This is a genomic window from Methylococcales bacterium, from assembly GCA_030949405.1.
In the GTDB taxonomy this organism is placed as follows: Bacteria; Pseudomonadota; Gammaproteobacteria; order Methylococcales; family Methylomonadaceae; genus WTBX01.
Genome location: JAUZSN010000002.1, coordinates 392,540 through 412,602, shown reverse-complemented (window position 1 = coordinate 412,602; position 20,063 = coordinate 392,540). Strand labels below are relative to the sequence as shown.

Sequence of the window (20,063 nt, the reverse complement as noted above, 5' to 3'; positions counted from 1 at the left end):
ATTCCGCTTTTTTTTCAAGGATTTTTGTGCTTGGAATTTAAGCTAACAAAGCTTTCAGTCTCCAATGGTCTTTTATTTAAGACCAAGTTTATGTAAACAGGGAGATTTTATGAATTTTCAATCACACTTTTTTTACCCTAATAAAAGTATCGCTTTATTCATAGGGCTGATACTTTATTTACTCTTACAATACGCTGTTGCTAATACCTCAGTGACTTCAAATTTACCGCATCTAAATGCCGATGAACCTAGAGGCGTATTGGTTTTATCTCAGGCATTAAGTTTAGCTTTGTTACAAAACCCTAATCTTGATGTATTTTCTAAAGAAATTCGCATTCAAGAAGCCTTACAATTACAAGCAGGCTTACGACCTAATCCTACCTTTAATGCCAGTGCGTCAAACTTTGGAAACAGTGCTTATGAGGGATTTGATGGTGAAGCGGTGAGTTTAGAACTCAGTCAGTTGATTGAATTAGGCGGTAAACGTGCGGCTAGAATTAAAGCGGCAGGAATAACGCAAGAACTGGCTAATTGGGATTATGAGACTAAACGCATGGATGTTCTGACTCAAGTGGCTCAAGCCTTTATTCAGGTATTGGCGGCTCAGGAGTCATTAATATTAGCTAAAAAAATGCAGGAGGTTGCCGATAAAATGACTGCAACGGTTTCAGCTTTGTTTGAAGCAGGTAATGTTGCTTCGGTTGAAAAAATAAAAGCGCAAGTAATGCAATCGACAACAGGCATTAAATTAATGCGTGCTGAGAAAAAATTGGCGATGGCGCGTAATACACTAGCGGCAACCTGGGGAAGTTATCAGCCACATTTTGAATCGGTAATAGGTGATTTGAATACGATTAAAAAATTACCGACGCTCAGTTATTTGTGGGAACAATTAAGATTAAATCCTGATTTAGCGCGTTGGACGGATGAAATTAGTCAACGTCATGCCTTGATGGAACTGGAACAATCAAAAGCAATCCCTGATGTGACGGTTACTTTAGGTATTAATAATAATTTAATTCCTAATGAATATGCAATGTTAGCGGGTATTTCTATTCCTTTACCCTTATTTGACCGTAATCAAGGTAATATTTCGGCAGCGCGATATCGTGTTAGTCAAGCAGAAGATGAACAGCGTAGCCGTCAACTCAACATTAAAACCGCATTAAATACTACTTACCAGCAATTACAAATAGCTTATCAAGAAATCGAAACCTTAGATGAAGTAGTGATACCCAGTGCTAACAGTGCTTATAAAATTGCTCAGAAAGGCTATCAACTAGGTAAATTCAATTTACTTAATTTATTAGATGCCCAACGCACATTATTTAGTGTGCAAACCCAATACTTACGCGCATTAACCGATTATCACTTGAATGTGGCTCAAATTGAGCGGCTAACAGGCAGTGCATTAACCCCATTAGCTGAAAAAACGGAGCAATAATTTTATGAAGTTTTTAATTTTATCGCTTTTTATGGCGAGTCTATTAAATCCCACTTATCTTTTTGCGATAGAAGATAATCATTCAGAAACAACACATGAAAAACATGATGAAGATAAAAGACATGATGAGCATAATGAAGATGACGGACATGAAAGTCATGATGAGCATGAAGAAAGTAAACTTGAATTTTCAAAGGCTCAATTAAAGGAATTTTCAATTGAGTTAGCTCAGGTTTCATCAGGAATGATTCATAAAACATTGGAGCTAAGAGGTGAAATCGTTGTTGAACCTCAACGGTTACATCATGTATCCCCCCAAGTCTCAGGCATTGTGCGTAAGGTTTATAAACAGTTGGGGGACTCGATTAAAAAAGGCGACTTATTAGCCACTCTTAGTAGTCAGGATTTAACTAATGCTAAAGCTCGTTTGATTACTGCGAATAGTTTACTTAATTTAGCCAACACCACTTTAAAGCGTGAACAGAGTTTGTATCAACAACAGATTACCGCAAAACGTGATTATCTGGCGGCACAACAGGCACACGCTGAAATGTCAGCAAAATATCAGGCTGAAAAGCAACGTTTACTGGTGTTAGGTTTAAATCAACAAGCGATTCGCTCTATTTTAACCAGAACCGATAAAAATAGGGGTTTGTATCAATTATACGCGCCCGCAAATGGCATTATTATTAAACAACATTTAGCCCAAGGTGAAATTTTTAAGGGCAATACCAATAGTTTTACGCTGGCAGATTTATCTAAAGTTTGGGTTAATTTAACCGTTTATCAAAAAGATTTACCTGATATTTACACAGGACAGACGGTTTGGATTACCAGTCGCTTTAAGGAAAAAGGTAAAGCCATCATCGCAAAAGGGGTGATTAATTGGTTAAGCCCCATTTTAGACGAAGCAACCCGCAGTGCCACCGCACGAGTCAGCATTGATAATCCTAAAGGCTATTGGCGACCCGGTTTATTTGTCAATGCTGAGGTCACCATTGAAAAGGTACAGGTGAACACGATTGTACCGCAATCAGCCTTGCAAACCCTCGAAGGGAAAACCGTGGTTTTTGTTCAACATGCAGACGGTGAATTTGAACCTCAAACGGTAAAAATTGGACGTAAAGATTCACAACAAGTCGAAATTTTAGAGGGCTTAAGCATGGGGCAAACTTATGTCAGTAAAAATTCATTTGTGTTGAAAGCACAGTCACAAAAAGGTGAATTTAGTGAAGGTCACAGCCATTAAAGGCAAGGAATAAGACATGATTAATCAAATAATTAATTTATCCCTGCGAAGTCGGCTATTAATGCTAGTGCTTGCAGTGCTGGTTGTGGTTGCAGGGTATCGCAGTTATCAACAACTCCCTGTTGATGCGTTTCCTGATGTTTCACCTAATTTAGTCCAAGTATTCACGATTACCGAAGGGCTTGCCCCCGAAGAAATTGAAATGTATGTTACTTATCCTGTTGAAGCAGCAATGACAGGCTTACCCAGTATCGAAAAAATTCGCTCTGTCTCTAATTTTGGCTTATCAGTAGTCAATATTTATTTTAAGGATGAAGTCGATATTTATTTTGCACGACAATTAGTCGGTGAACGCTTGCAAGAAGCTAGAAATCAAATCCCTGCAAGTTTTGGTGAGCCTTCAATGGGACCTATTTCAACAGGGATGGGATTAATTCTATTTTATTATTTAAACGATACCACCGATAGTTATTCATTAGAAGATTTACGCACCATGCAGGATTGGATTGTTAAATTCAATTTACAAACGGTACGCGGGGTGACCGAAGTACTCGGTATTGGCGGTTTTGAAAAACAATTTCAGGTGATAGTACAACCTGACGCGCTATTGCGTTATCAACTGACTTTAAATGAGATTTTGGCACGAATTAAAGCCAATAATCTGAATGTAGGCGCGCAATATTTAGAAAAAAACAGTGAACAGTTTATTATCCGCTCAGTGGGATTAGCCACTAACATTGCTGACTTGAATAATATTGTGGTTAAAACAGTCGATGGACGCGCGGTTTATTTAAGTGAGGTCGCGGAAATTAAAATAGGCGGTGCGTTACGACGAGGATTGCAAACTCATAATGGTCAAGGTGAAGTGGTTGCAGGGATGGCAATTAAACTCTACGGCACAAATGCTTCAACGGTGATTGAACGGGTTGAAAATAAAATCAAGGAAATTAATAAAACCTTGCCTGAAGGGGTGAGTATTGTGCCTTATTATCAACAAAAAGATATTGTTGAATCAGCCGTCAACACGGTTAATAACGCTTTGATACAGGGAATTATTTTAGTCGCACTGGTCTTACTTATCTTTATGGGTGGATTTCGTCCTAGTTTAGTGGTCGCTTTATCTATTCCCTTTTCAGTGATGTTTGCCTTTATTGCGATGGGCTTGTTTAATTTATCCGCCAACCTGATGTCCTTAGGCGGACTTGCGATTGCGATTGGGATGATGGTCGATGGAACGATTGTGATGGTTGAAAATGTTGATCGTTTATTACGTGAATCCGATCGCAGCGAATCTCACTTTTCAGTTGTCAGTCGCGCGTGTCGTGAAGTTGGACAACCGATTTTATTTGCGATTGCGATTATTATTATTGTCTTTTTACCCTTATTTACCTTAGAAGGTGTAGAAGGAAAAACCTTTAGACCACTTGCTTATACGGTTGCCTTAGCGATGTTAGGCTCATTAATTTACGCACTGTTTTTAGCCCCCGTGTTATCGGATGTGTTAATGCGTCGTAAATCGGTGGAAGATCAAGATAAAATAGGCTTGGATGAACGTATTCTTAACGCGCTGTTAACACCGTATCGTCCTGTGGTGAAATATTTTATTCAACACCGTTCGGTTGCCGTCATTATGTCCGTTGGGTTATTAATCGTAGGTATGGTTATTTTTCCTTTTTTAGGCTCTGAATTTACCCCAAAATTACAAGAAGGTACGATTGTAGTGCGCTTAACCATGCCGCCGTCTATTTCCATTAATGAAAGTAAGCGCAATACCTTAATTGTTGAACGGCGTTTATTAAAAATCCCTGAAATTATTGAAGTGACTAGCCGAATTGGTCGTGGGGAAGTTGGCGCGCATGCAGACCCTATTAATTCAGCAGAAATGTATGTCATCTTAAAACCGAAAGACGAATGGCGAAAACCGAATAATCAAGCCTTTATTGAGCAAGAAATTCGTCAAGTGGTCGCAAAGTTACCAGGGATTACGGCTAATTTAACTCAACCCATTGAAATGACCGTAGATGAGTTATTAGAAGGCGTTCGTGCTGAGTTAGCAGTCAAATTATTTGGCGATGATTTAACCCAACTTAAAACCAAAGCCGATGAAATTGCCAGCGTGATTAAGCAAGTGAAAGGCGCGGCAGACGTGCAAGTTGACCAAGTATCAGGCACACCCCAATTAGTGATTATTCCCGATCGTCATGCGATTGCACGTTATGGGCTTAATATTTCGGATGTTCAAGACGTTGTAAGTAGTGCGATAGGCGGGGTTAATGCAGGGCAAGTTTTTGAAGGCATTCGTCGTTTTGAGATTTTATTACGCTATCGAGAGCAAGATAGAAACACCCCTGAAGTGATTCGTAATCTATTAATTACAGGGGAAAATGGCATTAAAGTGCCTTTAGGACAAGTCGCCACGGTGAAAGAAATTATTGGGCCTCGGCAAATTACCCGTGAAAATAATCAACGCTTTATTAGTATTCAAGCAAATGTGATTGATCGTGATATTGTTTCTTTTGTGGAAGAAGCTCAACAAGCGATTAATAGCAAAATCAAACTGCCTCCAGGTTATTTTACGACGTGGGGTGGGCAGTTTCGGTTACAACAAGAAGCCAATAAACGCTTGGCTATTGTGATTCCTGTGACTTTATTAATCATTTCATTGTTACTTTATAGTAGCTTTAATTCGCTTAAAAATGCAGGCTTGATTTTACTGAATATTCCTTTAGCGTTAGTTGGGGGCGTGATTGCTTTATGGATTAGCGGGCAGAATCTTTCAGTGCCTGCTTCGGTTGGATTTATTGCTTTATTCGGTATTGCCTTAGAAAATGGCATGGTGTTATTGACCTATTTAAATCAATTAGTACGTGATGGGATGCCGATTGATGAAGCCTCTATTAAAGGCGCGTGTTTAAGAATGCGTCCTGTTTTAATGACAGCGGTAACTACCGCATTAGGGTTAATTCCCTTATTATTGGCATCAGGAACAGGCTCAGAAGTTCAAAAACCCTTAGCAACCGTGGTTATTGGGGGATTAGTCACTTCAACCTTACTCACGTTATTAGTGATTCCCGCCTTATATAAATGGTTTGCGGTTAAGTCTTAAATTGAAAACATCCTGTTGGCGCAGGATGTTTTTACTGAATTAAATTTAATAAAGAGTAAATATCATGTCAGATTGTAGTTGTCATTTAGAGGTAAAAAATAAAGCGGAAAGTCGGGTGTTAATTATTCTGCTATGTATTAATAGCCTAATGTTTGTTGTTGAATTAACCCTTGGGCTTCTTAGTGAGTCCACCGCATTAATTGCAGATTCACTGGATATGTTTGCTGATGCGGTTGTGTATGCCATTGGTTTATATGCCGTGGGAAAAGAGGCGTTAGTCAAAATAAACGCGGCAAAAATAAGTGGTATGTTTCAGATCCTATTGGGTCTATTTGTCTTAGTTGATATTACCCGCCGCTTATTATTGGGCAGTGAGCCAGAATCTTTATTAATGATTTACGTAGGCATGATTGCCTTAGTAGCTAATGTTATTTGTCTTCGTCTGATTGCCAAGCATAAATCAGGCGAGGTGCATATGCGGGCAAGCTGGGTATTTTCTAAAAATGATGTGATTGCAAACATAGGGATTATCATCAGTGGTTTATTAGTTTATCTGCTTGATTCACGTTTTCCTGACCTAATTGTTGGCGTTGCCATTGCAATACTGGTTATTTATGGGGGCATTCATATTATAAAAGATGCATACCATGAAAAAACATCCCTAAATAAATCGTCAGTTGAAAATTAACATGTCAGATCACCATCACCACCATCATCACGGCGTACAAAATTACAATAAAGCATTTGCCTTGGGTATCATGCTTAACAGTGTTTTTGTGGGTATTGAAGTCGCTTATGGACTTTCATCTTCTTCTTTGGCCTTATTAGCTGATGCTGGACATAATTTAAGCGATGTTTTTAGTTTGATTTTAGCATGGGGAGCAAGTCTATTATCTAAAAAATCTGCCTCTGAAAAAAGAACCTATGGCTATCGAAAAATCACTATTATCGCCTCTAATATCAGCGCGATTTTATTACTGATGACATTAGGCGGCATTGTTTGGGAAGCTATCGGGCGATTTAATGAACCTCATGAGGTCGATAGTCTTGTTATTATTATTGTTGCAGGCATCGGGGTGATTATTAATTCTGTTACCGCTTGGTTATTTGTACAAGGGCAAAAAGAGGATTTGAATATTAAAGGAGCTTTTTTACACATGGTTGCCGATGCAGTTATATCACTTGGCGTGGTTATTTCTGGACTGGTGATTATGAAAACAGATTTGATGATTATTGATCCAGCAATCAGTATTTTGGTAGCTATTGTTATTCTTATTAGTACGATGAGTTTATTAAAAGATTCCTTCAATCTTGCCATTGATGCTGTTCCTGAAAATATAGCTATTTCTAAAATAAAAGTCTATTTTTCCAGCTTGCCCTCAGTAGTGAATTTACACGATTTACACGTTTGGGCTTTAAGTACCACAGAAACAGCTCTATCTGTTCATTTAGTGGTAACAGATGAGCAGATTAGCAATGATTTTTTACAAAAAATCCAACACGATTTGCACGCGCATTATCATATTGAACATGCAACAATTCAGCTTGAAAAACAGGCTGAAAATGCGATGTTACATGATCCTAAATGTAGTTAATGGCTCAATTTATAATGCAAATCAAAGCAATCAAATTGACTATCGGAAAATTAGCCAAAAAAGCGAATATCAATATTGAAACCATCCGCTTTTATCAACAACGTGGCTTAATCTCAATCCCCGATAAACCCAGTTCTGGTTATCGCACTTATTCTGACGAAACCTTATCGAAACTATTATTTATTAAACAAGCTAAATGTTTAGGTTTTACACTGACAGAAATACAAGCACTCTTAAAATTAGATGATGGCGCGCATTGTTCAGAAGCTAAATTATTGGCGGAACAAAAATTAACGATTGTTAAAGCCAAGTTAGATGATTTACGACAAATTAAAACAACCTTAGAAAACTTTATTGATCAGTGTCCTGAAACTGATGAAATTAATAATTGTCCCTTAATTCAGGCATTAAAAAAACCTCTTGACTCTGTAGTATAGTACAGAGTTTATACTTTTAGATAACTTAAACTAACAGAGATTTATTATGACTAATGAAGAAGAAAAACCCGATAAAAGCCTGTCTTGGCTGGGAACAGGTGCGGTACTCGCTGCTATTGGTGCATCGGCCTGTTGTGTTCTACCTTTATTGTTATTGTCTTTAGGGATTGGTGGCGCGTGGATGAGTACATTAACCTCAATGACAGCAATTAGACCCTTTTTATTTGCACTCACTTTATTGTTAATTTGGGTGGCTTTTATGAAATTATACCTCTCCGAAGAAAATTGTGAAGAGGGGGCTATGTGTGTCAATCCTAAAGTTTTGCGTAACCAACGCTTAATTTTTTGGATTGTGTCAATAGTGATAGTATCATTGCTGGCTTTTCCTTGGTATGCGCCTTGGTTGATGGGATAACAATTGGAGAATTATAATGATTAAGAAATTATTTTTAGGTGTCAGTTTATTATTAATGCCTTTTGCGATGCAAAATGTTTATGCCGAAACGACTGAAAAGGTGACAGTAGAAAAAAGTGTTCAAACAGTGATCTTTGATATGCAAAATATGACCTGTGCTATGTGCAAGTTCACTATTAAAAAATCCTTGGAAAAAGTCAACGGGGTTCAAAAGGTAACGGTAGATTCTGATAAAAAAACGGCTACGGTTACTTTTGATACTAAAAAAAGTAGTCTAGAAAAATTAATTAAAGCAACGACAGAAGCAGGTTATCCTGCGACTATTCGTAAAAAATAACCCTGAAAAATATTATGTGGACTAAACATTTAAAAATTGAAGGCATGACTTGTTCAGGTTGTGCCGCTGGCATTGAAAAAAAATTAAATGCGTTTGAGGGGGTGGAAATTGAAGTCTCTCATCCTAAAAGTCTGGGGATTTTAACGGTAACAAGTGAATGTACCTTAGCCTTTTTAATTAACCAAATTACCGATAAAGGCTACACCGTCACCGAGTTAGATAAACCCGACACTCAAAAACAATTGCATGTTGCCATTATTGGGACAGGTTCAGGGGCGTTTGCGTGTGCTATTAAGGCGGTAGAAAACGGGGCTAACGTCACTTTAATTGAGCGAAACCCTGTGATTGGTGGGACGTGTGTCAATATAGGCTGTGTGCCTTCAAAAATAATGATTCGTGCAGCGCATATTGCCCATTTGCAACAACATCATTCTTTTGAGGGAATTGAAAAACAAACCCCTATTATCGACCGTAAAAAATTATTCGCACAACAACAAGCCAGAGTAGATGAGCTGAGAAAAGCTAAATATGAAAATATTTTAGAAAAAAATCCTAATATTCAGCTCATCAAAGGTAATGCCCGTTTTAAAAATGCCAATACTCTTATTATTGAACAAGCGAATAATAAATCCATTGAAGTGAGTGCCGACCGTTTTCTAATTGCAACAGGCGCGTCGGCAAGTATTCCGCCTATTTCAGGCTTAACTGATACGCCTTATTGGACCTCAACAGAAGCCTTGGCAGCAGATAAATTACCTAAACATTTAATCGTTATTGGTTCATCTATCGTTGCTTTGGAAATCGCACAAGCTTATTTGAGGCTGGGAACAAAGGTTACTTTATTGGCGCGACATTCCTTATTATTTAATGAAGATCCTGATATAGGGGCAGAACTGCATAAAATTTTAACAGTAGAAGGGATGACTATTCTTAATAATACCCAAGCTGAAATAATTAGTTATCAAAAAGGCTTTATTTCGTCGGGAAAATTTACTGTAAAAACGACACAAGGTCAAATAATTAAAGCTGATAACTTATTCATCGCCACTGGACGACCCCCTAATACTAAAGATTTGGCTTTGGAACAGGCTGGGGTAAAAACAGGTAAAGAGGGGGCTATCAGTATTGACGATCATATGCGAACTAATGTTGAACATATTTATGCCGCAGGAGATTGTACGAATCAACCGCAATTTGTTTATGTTGCCGCCGCCGCAGGAACGCGTGCCGCTATTAATATGACAGGCGGTGATGCAGCGATTAATCTATCAGCCATGCCTGCTGTGATGTTTACCGATCCCCAAATGGCAACAGTCGGTTTAACTGAAATTCAAGCCGATAAAAACAATATTAAAACAGTCAGTCGATTATTACCTTTGGAAAACGTACCGCGTTCACTGGCGAACTTTGAAACCCAAGGGTTTGTCAAGCTGGTCATGGAGGCTGAAAGCCATCAATTAATCGGGGCGCAGATATTAGCAGCCGAAGCAGGTGAAATGATTCAAACCGCTGTCTTAGCCATTCATAATAAAATGACGATTGAAACATTAGCAGGGCAATTATTTCCTTATTTAACCATGGTCGAAGGGATTAAACTTTGCGCTCAAACGTTTAATAAAGATGTCAACGAACTTTCTTGTTGTGCGGGTTAATAGGGTTAATTTTGCAACCGATTTTCTTGTTGTTGTAAAACAAAGCTATAAATAACAGGAAACACCAATAAACTCAATAAAACAATCAAGAGGGTCAGCCAGCTTGATTTTACCTGTTAATATCAGAGTCCGTTGGTTGGTTATTTGTCAAGACCCGTATGATTATGTACGGTTTTAGTAAAAATATCGGGGGTTGTTTTTTGCCATTCCATTAATGCCTGTATTGGTGTTTGATGGTTTAAGGCACGTTGCGGAATTTGGTGGTTGTAAACTTTCAAATAGGCATATAAAGTAGCTTCAAGTTCAGCCGCACTGGTGAAGTGGGTTTGTTTATTTAGTTCGCTGATGCGTCCATTAAATCGTTCCACCATGCCGTTAGTTTGTGGGTGGCGTGGCGGAATGAGTCGATGTTCAATTGCGTGTTCGGTACAAGCCTTATCAAACGCATGATTGCCTGTAGCTTGCTTTTCCTTGCTGGTAAAGCGATCAGTAAATTGAGTACCATTATCCGTCAATATTTTATTAATGTGAACGGGGCAAGCTTCAGTTACCCGCCGTAGGAAATCAACGCTACTGACTTGGGTTTGGTCAGCATAAATACGAAAGTAAACCCAACGTGTGGCTCTATCAATGGCGACAAATAAATAACGATGATGGGCTTCGTCAGGCATTTTGGGTAAATATTTGATGTCGATATGAATAAAGCCAGGCGCGTAATTTTTAAACGCTTTTTTGGAGACTGTTTTCTCTTCACTTGGGTTCTGTTCGGCTCTTAAAGCCCTGATATTACCCACGCCATGACGGGTTAAGCAGCGTCCTAATCCAGAGCGAGAAACATCGAGGTTAATAAACTCGCGGGTAACAACTAACAAATCATCAATCGGTAACAGTAAAAAGCGGCGCAGCTCAACGACAATATCTTCCTGAGCCTCGTTCAAGGTGGTATTAAGTTTGTGTGGACGATGCGAACGATCTTCAACCTCATCGCGTCCACGCCATTTTAAAGCGGTTGCTTTGGTGATATTGTATTTTTTAGCTAACTTTGTCAGACCAAGTGTTGAGGCCTGAATTTCAGCTCGAATCTTGGGTGTTGTGCGTGCTTCAGAATGTAGTTGATAAGCCATAGGATTTGGTTAATTTTTAATAGCGTTGAGAACTTCCGACATTATGCTTTTTGCTTGGAATAAAGACCCGCTTCTTGTCGGTATATAATCACACGGTTCCTGACATATCAAAAAGCACATAACAAGGCGCTACACTCGGACAAAATAAAGCTCCGCTTGTTCCTCACTACACTTTATTTTGCCGGTGAGCTTGGCGTTAGGTTTTGATCATCATAGACACATATAATATAATGTTCTGAGAGATTTGATGTTTTTTAGTAAGGTAAATAATGAGTAAAAAGAGAGCAGAAAGCCGTGCTAGGTATTATTTAAGGTCACAAGCACAAAAACGAGGGTGGAAATTAGGGCATCCAAGTCAAGGTGGAGAAATACTTGAAGAGCAGGAAATTATAGATTATTTTCCTGATATTGGACTTAAGCTTGAAAGACCTGATTTTGTTTTGGTAAAGTCTGGGATCCCCACAGTTGTAATTGAAGCTAAAAACACTTCCGATAAAATACAGCAAGCTATTGATGAGGCTGTTGAGTATGCAAATACTATTAACAAAAACTCTTCTTATAGTGTTAAATTTGCCGTTGGGGCTGCTGGTGAAGAGAATCATGGTTTTGCTGTAGAAGTAAAATACCTAAAGGATGGTGAGTGGAAGCCATTATTATCTCGTGGTTACGAAATAACAACAATTCCCACGAGAAGAGAAATTGAAGTAGCTTTGGCTGCAAATGATGCAACAACTGAAGTTGATGTTCCTGGTGTTTCAGAGTTTATAGATGCAGCAATAGAGTTGAGTAAAATTCTTAGAGCTGCACGAGTAGAAGCTCCTTTACGACCTAAGGTAATTGGAGCTATTTCTTTAGCTATGTATCAAGGTGAAATAAATATATCTGAAGGTGCTTCACTTGTGAGTATTAACAGTTTAATTAAAGAAGCCATAGATGAATCAGTTGATTTATCTGAAGAAAAGAAACCTAGACTGGAAGAAAGTTTAAAATTACTAGGTGCTGACTATGATCGTTTGAGTCCGCAAATTGCGAAGGTTGTTCATTTACTAAAAAGCTTGAATATTAAATCTGTACTTCAAACAGATACAGATTTTTTAGGTTTATTTTATGAGGCATTTCTGCGGTATGGATATGATAATAATGCATTAGGTATTGTATTTACGCCAAGGCACATCACACGTTTTTGTGTAGAACTCATTGATGCAAAATCAACGGATAAAGTAATAGATATAACTTGTGGAACAGGAGGGTTTTTAGTTGCTGCATTTGATAAAATGATGTCAGGTGCTCATGGCCCCCGAGCAATACAAAAAGTAAAAAGAGATCTTTATGGGTTTGATACAAACCCGACTATATGGGCATTAGCTACGTTAAATATGTTTTTTAGAGGGGATGGTAAAAGTCATATTGAAAATAAAAGCTGTTTAGAGCAGAGTTCAAAAAATGCAGTTCAAGATAGTTTTCAAAAAGCATTTCTAAATCCGCCTTTTTCTCAAGATGGTGAACCTGAACGTGACTTTATTGATGCGTCTATGAATGCTCTTGTTCCAGAAGGGTTAATTGCAGTAGTAGTTAAAGCTGGGATTTTCGCTGATGATGATAACAAAAGTTGGCGTAGAGAGTTTACGCGTAATCACACTGTACTAGCTATGATCAGCTTACCTGAGGATTTGTTTTATCCCACAGCTGCCCCCACTTCAATTTTAATAGCAAAGGCACATATCCCACAAAGGATGGATGATAACGTTTTGATGTCGAGAATAGATAATGATGGTTATGAAAAATTAAAAGGAAGAAGAGTTGAAATAAGTGGTTCTCAACTTCCTGTTACAGAAGAAGCCTTTAAATCTGTGATGCTAGGAAATGCAGTAGAAAATGACAATTCAATAAGTATAATATCGAAGTTAATTTTAGAAGGTAATGAGTGGAGTCCGCAGCAGTGGCTTTCTCAACCAATAGAAACAGAAAAAAAATTATAAAAAAACATGAGGATAATGTAAGGTTTTCTATATATCGTGCAGTTACTGCTATACCTGATCTAGTTGATGTTGTGCTTGGTGATTTCGGGGGGGGGGGGTGGGGCGATTTAACGGATTATCCTTTAGGTAAAACTTTAGCGGTTTCTAAATTTTTCGATGTTCTAAATGGTAAGTCTAGTGGAGAGAAGAATTATATTGAAGGGATTACTCCATATATTTCAAGCGGGGATTTAACAAATAGTATAATTAGGCTGGTAGAGGCTGAAGAGAATGAGATATTCCCATCAGGGGCTATAACAGTTACAGCTTTTGGGCAAGCATATGTACAGCCATGGCCATTTATGGCTCGTGGGAACGGTGGAAGTGCTGTAAGGGTGCTGATTCCAAAGTATAAAATGAGTTTTAATGATTTAGTTTGGTTTGCCTCCCAAATAAATTCTCAACGTTGGCGTTTTTTTTATGGGCGAATGGCAATTAAATCACGATTAGTTCGGTTAGATATAACTAGCCCTTCAGCAAAAATAAACGATACTGGAAAGTCTATTTTTGAAAGGGTTACTGAGTTTCATAGTAGTCTTATTGAATTGAGTGGTATGTCAGGAACCGTATGATTATATACCGACAAGAAGCGGGTCTTGACATTCAGGTTCGGTTACATTACTCATCATTATCTTGATACCTTAAAATCTTATAAAAAAGCTCTAATACCCGCTATTCCGTGCATTCCTTTTTCTTGAGCCACGTGTAGATCATCAAAACTCACCCCACCTAAAGCAAATACAGGAATAGAAACATCTTCAACAAGCTTTAAAGCCACATCCCACCCTAAAGCTTGCGTATCAGGATGCGTGGGTGTCGGTAAAATAGGCGCGAGAACCACAAAATCAACGCCAATCTTCTCAGCCTGCTGTAACTGTAAACGGTTATGACACGAAGCTGCAAGCCAACCTGAATTATTAGGACGACTTTTTAATGCCATTAAATCTGTACTGGTTAAATGTAAACCCTGACGTTCAATAGCCTTCTCATTAACCACCGCAGAATTAATCAGTATCTCTGCTTGATATTGCTGACATAAAGGCCTCGCTTTATTCAAAAACTGCTCAATTTCTTTTTCAGTCGAGATTTTCAAACGCATTTGAATCAACTTAACCCCATTAGACAGTATTTTATCCAATTTAGGTAATAAAGGCATTCGATCACTGTCATCTAAAATAGCATAACAATGGGGTAATTTTGCCGCCGTTATAATGGCCTTATTCGCCGCCGGAAAATCATATTGAGATAAAGTATCCAAAGAAACCCATTTTACCTGCTGACCTTCTTTACCATACGCAGTTCCTGAAAAATCATTAATTTCCCAAACATCAAGAATAACGGATAAATCAGCATAGTGATGTTTAATTTTAATTAAAGGGTTAGCGGTCTTTAAATTAATCCCTAGTTCTTCGGATAATTCACGTTTAAGCGCGGTTACAACCGTTTCACCCGCTTCAATCTTACCCCCTGGAAACTCCCATAATCCGCCTTGATGAGCCTCATCGGCACGTTTGGCAATTAAAACACGCCCTTGTTTATCTTTAATAACGGCAACGACAACAGGTAAAAAATGTACTTTTAAGGTCATAACGCTTTACAATGGAAAGGTAATTTAATTAGGAGAAGAGGATGAAAAAAAATCGTAAAAAGAAACAGGATTTGAGCTTACCCGTCGTAAAAAATCCCGTTGCAAAATATGCCCATCATTTTAATAAAGCGCAGGTTTTTAAAGATAAAACACGTTATCAACGTAAAACTAAACACAAAGGCAGGGAGGCTTTTAGTCTGTTCTTAATAAAGATCCGAGTAAAAGCCTTCACTTCTTTTTGTTTAAATTCACTTTATGTTGTAAAGGGGTGTCTAAACCAATCTTTTCAATTAACGACAAATCATACGCAGCACGGTTAATCATACACTGGGCATCAATTAGTTTATGAACGTTTTTTAAGATATACACTAAACGCCACCTAACCGCATAATCCCCTGTTTCCATTAATTTAATACTTGCAGGTCGATCACTATTAATGGCGGTTTCTACTTCACAGGCATTATGCCAAACTTGAATTAAAAACTGTTCAATGCGCGTACTTTCAAAACCATAAGCAATTTTAAAATCAACATATTGTCGTAATCCAGCATTTGAACATTGCGTGAGGACTTCTATTTTAGAGTTGCGTAATCTTGAATTGGGTAATAACACCTTATGGCGGGTTGCTAAATCACGAAAGGATGTCTGGCTTAACGTTGTTTGAATAACAATGGCTAATAAATCAAGCTCAGTAATTCTAACCACACTGCCTGGTTCAACATCGCCATTATAAAGCAACATTAGCCCACTAATATTATCGGCGGCCCAGACTTCTTTTGTTGAGTAAATCAAAAATAATAATGCCCCCTAAAACACTCGTTGCTTGTAACCAACTGGTCATATTCCAGATATGAATATTAATTAATATCGAAATAAAGAGGGCAAGAAAAACAACTAACAAACTAAATATTTCTGACTGATAGGTTTCAGCATGATATTTTTTATCATCAATTTCTTTAATTCGTCCAAATTTATGCACTATAAACAAGAGTAATAGTTGCGTTAAAATAAAACCAATTAAAAAAGTTAATCCTGTGAGTGATATTTGTCGGGTGTATTCGGCATCAAAAAAAGCAATAAAATATAAGCCGAATAAAATGAGGTTAATAACCCTTAAGGCCCAAAGCTTTGTACTTGAAGTCCCTTCATCATTATTTGAATCAAAAAGAAGGATAATACGACGTGAACCCAAAAAAATGAGTAAATTGATCGAAAAAACAAATATATCTAAATCGGTTAAAACTAAATCTTCTAAATTTTTTATATCCATTGTTGCGTTTAATTGACGATAGATAAAGACATCACTTTAAGAGTTGTCTTTTTTAGTTTTAAGGTTAAAACGGACATCGCTCAGTAACGCTTTCTCGATTTCAAGATGCTTTTTAGCCACTCGATTTTCAAAAAGCTTTTCTTCTTCAAAGACATCATCTAGATTTTTTTCAAGGTCTTCTAGCATAGACATTAAATTTATGCGTGTTTCTGGGTCATCTTTCACAAGGAATCCTGTTTATAGTCCTATTTTTTACGTTGTAATAAATAATTAAGGGGTCATAAGGTGTCGCCATAAATTGACACTATTTTTTAAAAAATATTATTTAAGCAAGGTAGTATAAATTTTTCTTTTATATCGTGAAGTGAATCGTTACAATTTGCCTTCTTCATCACAAAAACCCCCTTGTTTCAATGTCTGATTATCGTATCATCAAACAACTTGAAAAGCTTATAGAAATTGGTATTGCACTTTCGTCAAAGATGACAACGGATCAATTACTAGAATTGATTTTAGAAGGTGCGAGATCTATTGCTAATACAGATGGTGCAACGCTATACAGGATACAAGAAAATAGTATTAAAGTGGAAATAGTTCATTCGGATTCACTGAATATTAGGTTAGGCGGAAAGCATGGAAATGTAATTAATATTCCTCCTATCCCTTTGTATAATAAAGACGGTTCGCCTAACCTAGCTAACATTGTAAGTTATTCTTATCATAAAAAAACGACGGTAAATGTTGCCGATGTTTACGCTAAAAGTGATTTATTTGATTTTTCAGGCCCGAAAAAATTTGATTCATTAAATAATTATCACTCGACTTCCTTTCTTTCGGTTCCACTTAACAATCATGAGAATGACACCATTGGGGTGTCAATTCTCACCACGTTGTTCCAATTTTTCAAAAGCATTAGCTCTAAACCCATCAGGGGAAAAGATGATTTTTTAGCGGCCATCAAGCAACAAATAGGTTCAAAATTACAATATCAATACAGTTCTCTTATTTTAAATTCTAGTGAAAAAAAGTACCAAGAGCAGATTGATGTGGATTAACGCTGTAAAGTGAGTATGAGTAAAAAACATCGGATAATTTTTGTTTGAATTTTTATCGGGTAATTGCCCTTTAAAAAAATTAAACCCTAATTTTAATTCATTAAATTAAACCCCGCTCTAAACCAAATAAAGTAAAGGAGTTTTTTTTTACGAACTGTGTAATAATTAGGGGTTTACTCTCACATCGTATGGCTATTAAGCCTATGAAAACTAGGGTTTATAAGGTATTAAAACCTAAACACTGGTTACAAAAAATTGGAAACTTCATGCTCAGTATTAAAAATTTAACCGTCAATGTTGGCGATAAAGAAATTCTCAAAGGTCTTAATTTAGAGGTCAAAGCAGGCGAGGTTCATGCCATTATGGGGCCTAATGGCGCAGGTAAAAGTACCTTGTCGCACATTCTTTCAGGTAAAGACGGTTATACCATTACAAAAGGTTCGGTTACGTATGAAAATAAAGATTTATTAGATTTAGCCCCTGAAATGAGAGCGCGGGAAGGCGTATTTTTAGCCTTTCAGTACCCCATTGAAATTCCTGGGGTCAGTAATATTTATTTATTGAAAGCGGCCTTAAATGCAGTGCGCAAACATAAGGGCCAAGATGAAATTGATGCAATGGATTTTTTAACGTGGGTTAAAGAAAAAATTCGCCTCTTAGACATGGATGAAAAATTTCTTTATCGGGCGGTTAATGAAGGTTTTTCAGGCGGTGAAAAAAAGCGGAATGAAATTTTACAAATGGCCGTCATGGAACCCAAACTGTGTATTTTAGATGAAACCGATTCAGGCTTAGATATTGATGCCTTAAAAATTGTTGCCGATGGCGTTAACTCACTGCGCTCAGAAAACCGAGCCTTTGTCATGATTACCCATTATCAACGTTTATTAGATTATATTAAACCTGATTTTGTCCATGTTTTAGCCGATGGACAGATTGTTAAATCGGGCGGGGCGGAATTGGCCTTAGAATTAGAAGAAAAAGGCTATAGTTGGTTAGATCAGCAGGCGATAGTTTAATGAGTACAGAACTTGCAACCCATTACAGTGATGATTATTCAGAGGCTGCTCAGAATTTATCAGGCAAATCCGTTACGTGGTTAAATTCATTACGCAGTGACGCGTTTGCTCGATTTTCAGAAACAGGCTTTCCCAAAACGCATGAAGAAGAATGGCGTTATACTAATCTTTCGGCTTTAGAAAAAAAATCCTTTAAACCTGCCGCCCCCAGCGATGCTATTAGTGAGACCTTATTAAAAACCCACGCGCTTGATAATACGTGGCAAGTGGTGTTGATTGATGGTCACTTTTCCTCAGAGCATTCGCAATTAGAGGGCCTAGATCACGGGGTTGAATTAGACAGTATTGCCGAGCGTTTAAAAACAAATCCTGAAACATTGGCTCCTTATTTAGGGCAAGCGGTTAATACTGAAGAACATAATTTTATCGCCTTTAATACCGCTTGGTTTATAGATGGATTTTATTTAAATATTCCCTCAAAACATCAGCTAAGCAAACCCATACAAATCATAAATTTTGTTTTCACGGCGAACTGTTTGGCTACGACACGTAATATTATTGTTTTAAATGATGATGCCGAAGCACAGGTTATTGAGACCTTTATAGGGTGTGATACTTACTTAACCACGGCTGTTAATGAAATTTTTATCGGTGAAAATGCGGATTTAACCCTTTATAAAGTACAAATAGAAGCCAATAAAGCCTATCATTTTGGGGGGAATTATATTAAACAACAGCCCCGTAGTCGTTTTCAGCATCATAATTTTGCATTTGGAAGTTTATTAGCTCGAAATGACCTGCATACTGATTTGGAAACGGCCTCTGAATGTTTGTTAAACGGTTTATATTTAGGAGTAAAACGGCAACATATTGATAATCACACGCGGATTAATCACCTAAAACCTGAAGGAATTAGTCGTGAATTTTATAAAGGAATTTTAGATAATCGCGCTCGCGGCGTTTTTCAAGGGCGTGTTGTGGTGATTGAGGATGCTCAAAAAACCGATTCAGAGATGAATAATCGTAATTTATTATTATCGAATGAAGCTGAAATTGACACTAAACCGCAATTAGAAATTTATGCCGATGATGTCAAATGTGCGCATGGGGTAACGATTGGGCAATTAGATGAAAAATCTATTTTTTATTTGCAATCACGCGGGCTTGATATTGAAACGGCGAAGACTGTTTTAACGCTCGCTTTTGCAAATGAAATGGTAGAAAAAATTCCTTTTCAACCTTTAAAAACGTTTTTAGGTGAGCAATTAATACACGTTATGCCCACTATAAAATAAAAATACTGTTTCGTGATAGATTTTGGGCTTCCCAGTCCAAAATCGACTAACTTTAATTATCCTGCCCTCTTCTTATCCCCAATGACTTTTCAAGGCTACCAACTTAAGACGGGACATCCAGTAAAATCAACTACTGCACGATTGTTGATTTTCCTCACTTTGTAAATATTGGGGATTTAAAACTGTCCCGCCTTAAGTTGGTAGCCTAAATGGGTTACTTCAGTAAACGCTAAAAATAAACCTGAATAAATAGAGTCAAAAATAAATCTTTAAAACCGAGTAATCAAGAGCGTGGGGGGTTAACAAGTAAAGCATAAAATTTTAAATTCAACGGCACGGTTAAGTAAAAGGTTGCATTTGCTTTTTAATATGACAACGATGTTCATCTAAATCTTCAAAAAAATCACAGTTAAGTAAAAAAGGAATAATAACGTTAGGTTTTTTAATCATTAATTTAAA

19 protein-coding genes are annotated in these 20,063 nt (G+C 37.4%); 14 read left to right on the top strand and 5 right to left on the bottom strand.

The features are described 5' to 3' along the window. The first annotated feature begins 109 nt into the window (after positions 1-109). The 9 genes from Q9M50_02270 to merA all read left to right on the top strand — a co-directional run bounded on the left by Q9M50_02270 (position 110) and on the right by merA (position 10,235). On the top strand, positions 110-1,444 hold the full coding sequence (locus tag Q9M50_02270; GenBank protein MDQ7089458.1) for a TolC family protein: 1,335 nt from the start codon (positions 110-112) through the stop codon (positions 1,442-1,444). Between the two features lie 4 nt (positions 1,445-1,448). Further along, a complete protein-coding gene (locus tag Q9M50_02265; GenBank protein ID MDQ7089457.1) occupies positions 1,449-2,693 on the top strand; it encodes an efflux RND transporter periplasmic adaptor subunit in 1,245 nt (414 codons plus the stop codon). Positions 2,694-2,709: 16 nt separating this feature from the next. Then, a complete protein-coding gene (locus Q9M50_02260; protein ID MDQ7089456.1) occupies positions 2,710-5,799 on the top strand; it encodes a CusA/CzcA family heavy metal efflux RND transporter in 3,090 nt (1,029 codons plus the stop codon). Positions 5,800-5,863: 64 nt separating this feature from the next. Continuing rightward, positions 5,864-6,487, top strand: a complete 624-nt coding sequence (locus Q9M50_02255) for a cation transporter (GenBank protein MDQ7089455.1) — start codon at positions 5,864-5,866, stop codon at positions 6,485-6,487. 1 nt (position 6,488) lies between these two features. Next, on the top strand, positions 6,489-7,394 hold the full coding sequence (locus Q9M50_02250) for a cation diffusion facilitator family transporter (GenBank protein MDQ7089454.1): 906 nt from the start codon (positions 6,489-6,491) through the stop codon (positions 7,392-7,394). Continuing rightward, the gene (locus Q9M50_02245; GenBank protein MDQ7089453.1) at positions 7,394-7,831 is read left to right on the top strand and encodes a MerR family transcriptional regulator; all 438 of its coding nucleotides are present in this window, start codon (positions 7,394-7,396) and stop codon (positions 7,829-7,831) included. Before Q9M50_02250 ends, Q9M50_02245 begins: the two co-directional genes overlap by 1 nt. A gap of 46 nt (positions 7,832-7,877) precedes the next feature. Beyond that, positions 7,878-8,246: a mercuric transporter MerT family protein gene (locus Q9M50_02240; GenBank protein MDQ7089452.1), complete on the top strand. Its 369-nt coding sequence runs from the start codon at positions 7,878-7,880 to the stop codon at positions 8,244-8,246. Between the two features lie 16 nt (positions 8,247-8,262). Further along, entirely contained in the window at positions 8,263-8,583 is a 321-nt protein-coding gene (locus Q9M50_02235; GenBank protein MDQ7089451.1) for a cation transporter, read from the top strand. Between the two features lie 14 nt (positions 8,584-8,597). Further along, positions 8,598-10,235, top strand: coding sequence for a mercury(II) reductase (gene merA / locus Q9M50_02230; protein MDQ7089450.1), 1,638 nt, complete (start codon positions 8,598-8,600; stop codon positions 10,233-10,235). Positions 10,236-10,375: 140 nt separating this feature from the next. Here merA and Q9M50_02225 read toward each other — a convergent pair whose 3' ends face one another. Continuing rightward, complete coding sequence (locus Q9M50_02225) at positions 10,376-11,359, bottom strand: IS481 family transposase (protein MDQ7089449.1); 984 nt, start codon at positions 11,357-11,359, stop codon at positions 10,376-10,378. Between the two features lie 269 nt (positions 11,360-11,628). On the opposite strand from Q9M50_02225, the gene Q9M50_02220 reads away from it, so the two are divergent. Together Q9M50_02220 and Q9M50_02215 are read left to right on the top strand one after the other, a co-directional pair. Next, positions 11,629-13,338 (top strand): N-6 DNA methylase, encoded by a 1,710-nt coding sequence (locus Q9M50_02220; protein ID MDQ7089448.1) that lies wholly within the window; start codon positions 11,629-11,631, stop codon positions 13,336-13,338. Next, positions 13,299-13,949, top strand: coding sequence for a hypothetical protein (locus Q9M50_02215; protein MDQ7089447.1), 651 nt, complete (start codon positions 13,299-13,301; stop codon positions 13,947-13,949). The genes Q9M50_02220 and Q9M50_02215 overlap by 40 nt, the downstream gene beginning before the upstream one ends. A 77-nt stretch (positions 13,950-14,026) precedes the next feature. Here Q9M50_02215 and Q9M50_02210 read toward each other — a convergent pair whose 3' ends face one another. The 4 genes from Q9M50_02210 to Q9M50_02195 all read right to left on the bottom strand — a co-directional run bounded on the left by Q9M50_02210 (position 14,027) and on the right by Q9M50_02195 (position 16,460). Further along, the gene (locus Q9M50_02210; GenBank protein ID MDQ7089446.1) at positions 14,027-14,965 is read right to left on the bottom strand and encodes a Nudix family hydrolase; all 939 of its coding nucleotides are present in this window, start codon (positions 14,963-14,965) and stop codon (positions 14,027-14,029) included. 228 nt (positions 14,966-15,193) lie between these two features. Continuing rightward, a complete protein-coding gene (locus tag Q9M50_02205) occupies positions 15,194-15,757 on the bottom strand; it encodes a mechanosensitive ion channel (protein ID MDQ7089445.1) in 564 nt (187 codons plus the stop codon). Beyond that, positions 15,720-16,235, bottom strand: a complete 516-nt coding sequence (locus Q9M50_02200) for a hypothetical protein (protein ID MDQ7089444.1) — start codon at positions 16,233-16,235, stop codon at positions 15,720-15,722. Before Q9M50_02200 ends, Q9M50_02205 begins: the two co-directional genes overlap by 38 nt. A 36-nt stretch (positions 16,236-16,271) precedes the next feature. Continuing rightward, positions 16,272-16,460 (bottom strand): hypothetical protein, encoded by a 189-nt coding sequence (locus Q9M50_02195; GenBank protein ID MDQ7089443.1) that lies wholly within the window; start codon positions 16,458-16,460, stop codon positions 16,272-16,274. A 188-nt stretch (positions 16,461-16,648) separates the two neighbouring features. On the opposite strand from Q9M50_02195, the gene Q9M50_02190 reads away from it, so the two are divergent. The 3 genes from Q9M50_02190 to sufD all read left to right on the top strand — a co-directional run bounded on the left by Q9M50_02190 (position 16,649) and on the right by sufD (position 19,604). Further along, positions 16,649-17,290, top strand: coding sequence for a GAF domain-containing protein (locus Q9M50_02190; protein ID MDQ7089442.1), 642 nt, complete (start codon positions 16,649-16,651; stop codon positions 17,288-17,290). Between the two features lie 266 nt (positions 17,291-17,556). Continuing rightward, a complete protein-coding gene (gene sufC, locus Q9M50_02185) occupies positions 17,557-18,309 on the top strand; it encodes a Fe-S cluster assembly ATPase SufC (protein MDQ7089441.1) in 753 nt (250 codons plus the stop codon). Further along, a complete protein-coding gene (gene sufD, locus Q9M50_02180; protein MDQ7089440.1) occupies positions 18,309-19,604 on the top strand; it encodes a Fe-S cluster assembly protein SufD in 1,296 nt (431 codons plus the stop codon). Before sufC ends, sufD begins: the two co-directional genes overlap by 1 nt. The last annotated feature ends 459 nt before the right edge of the window (positions 19,605-20,063 follow it).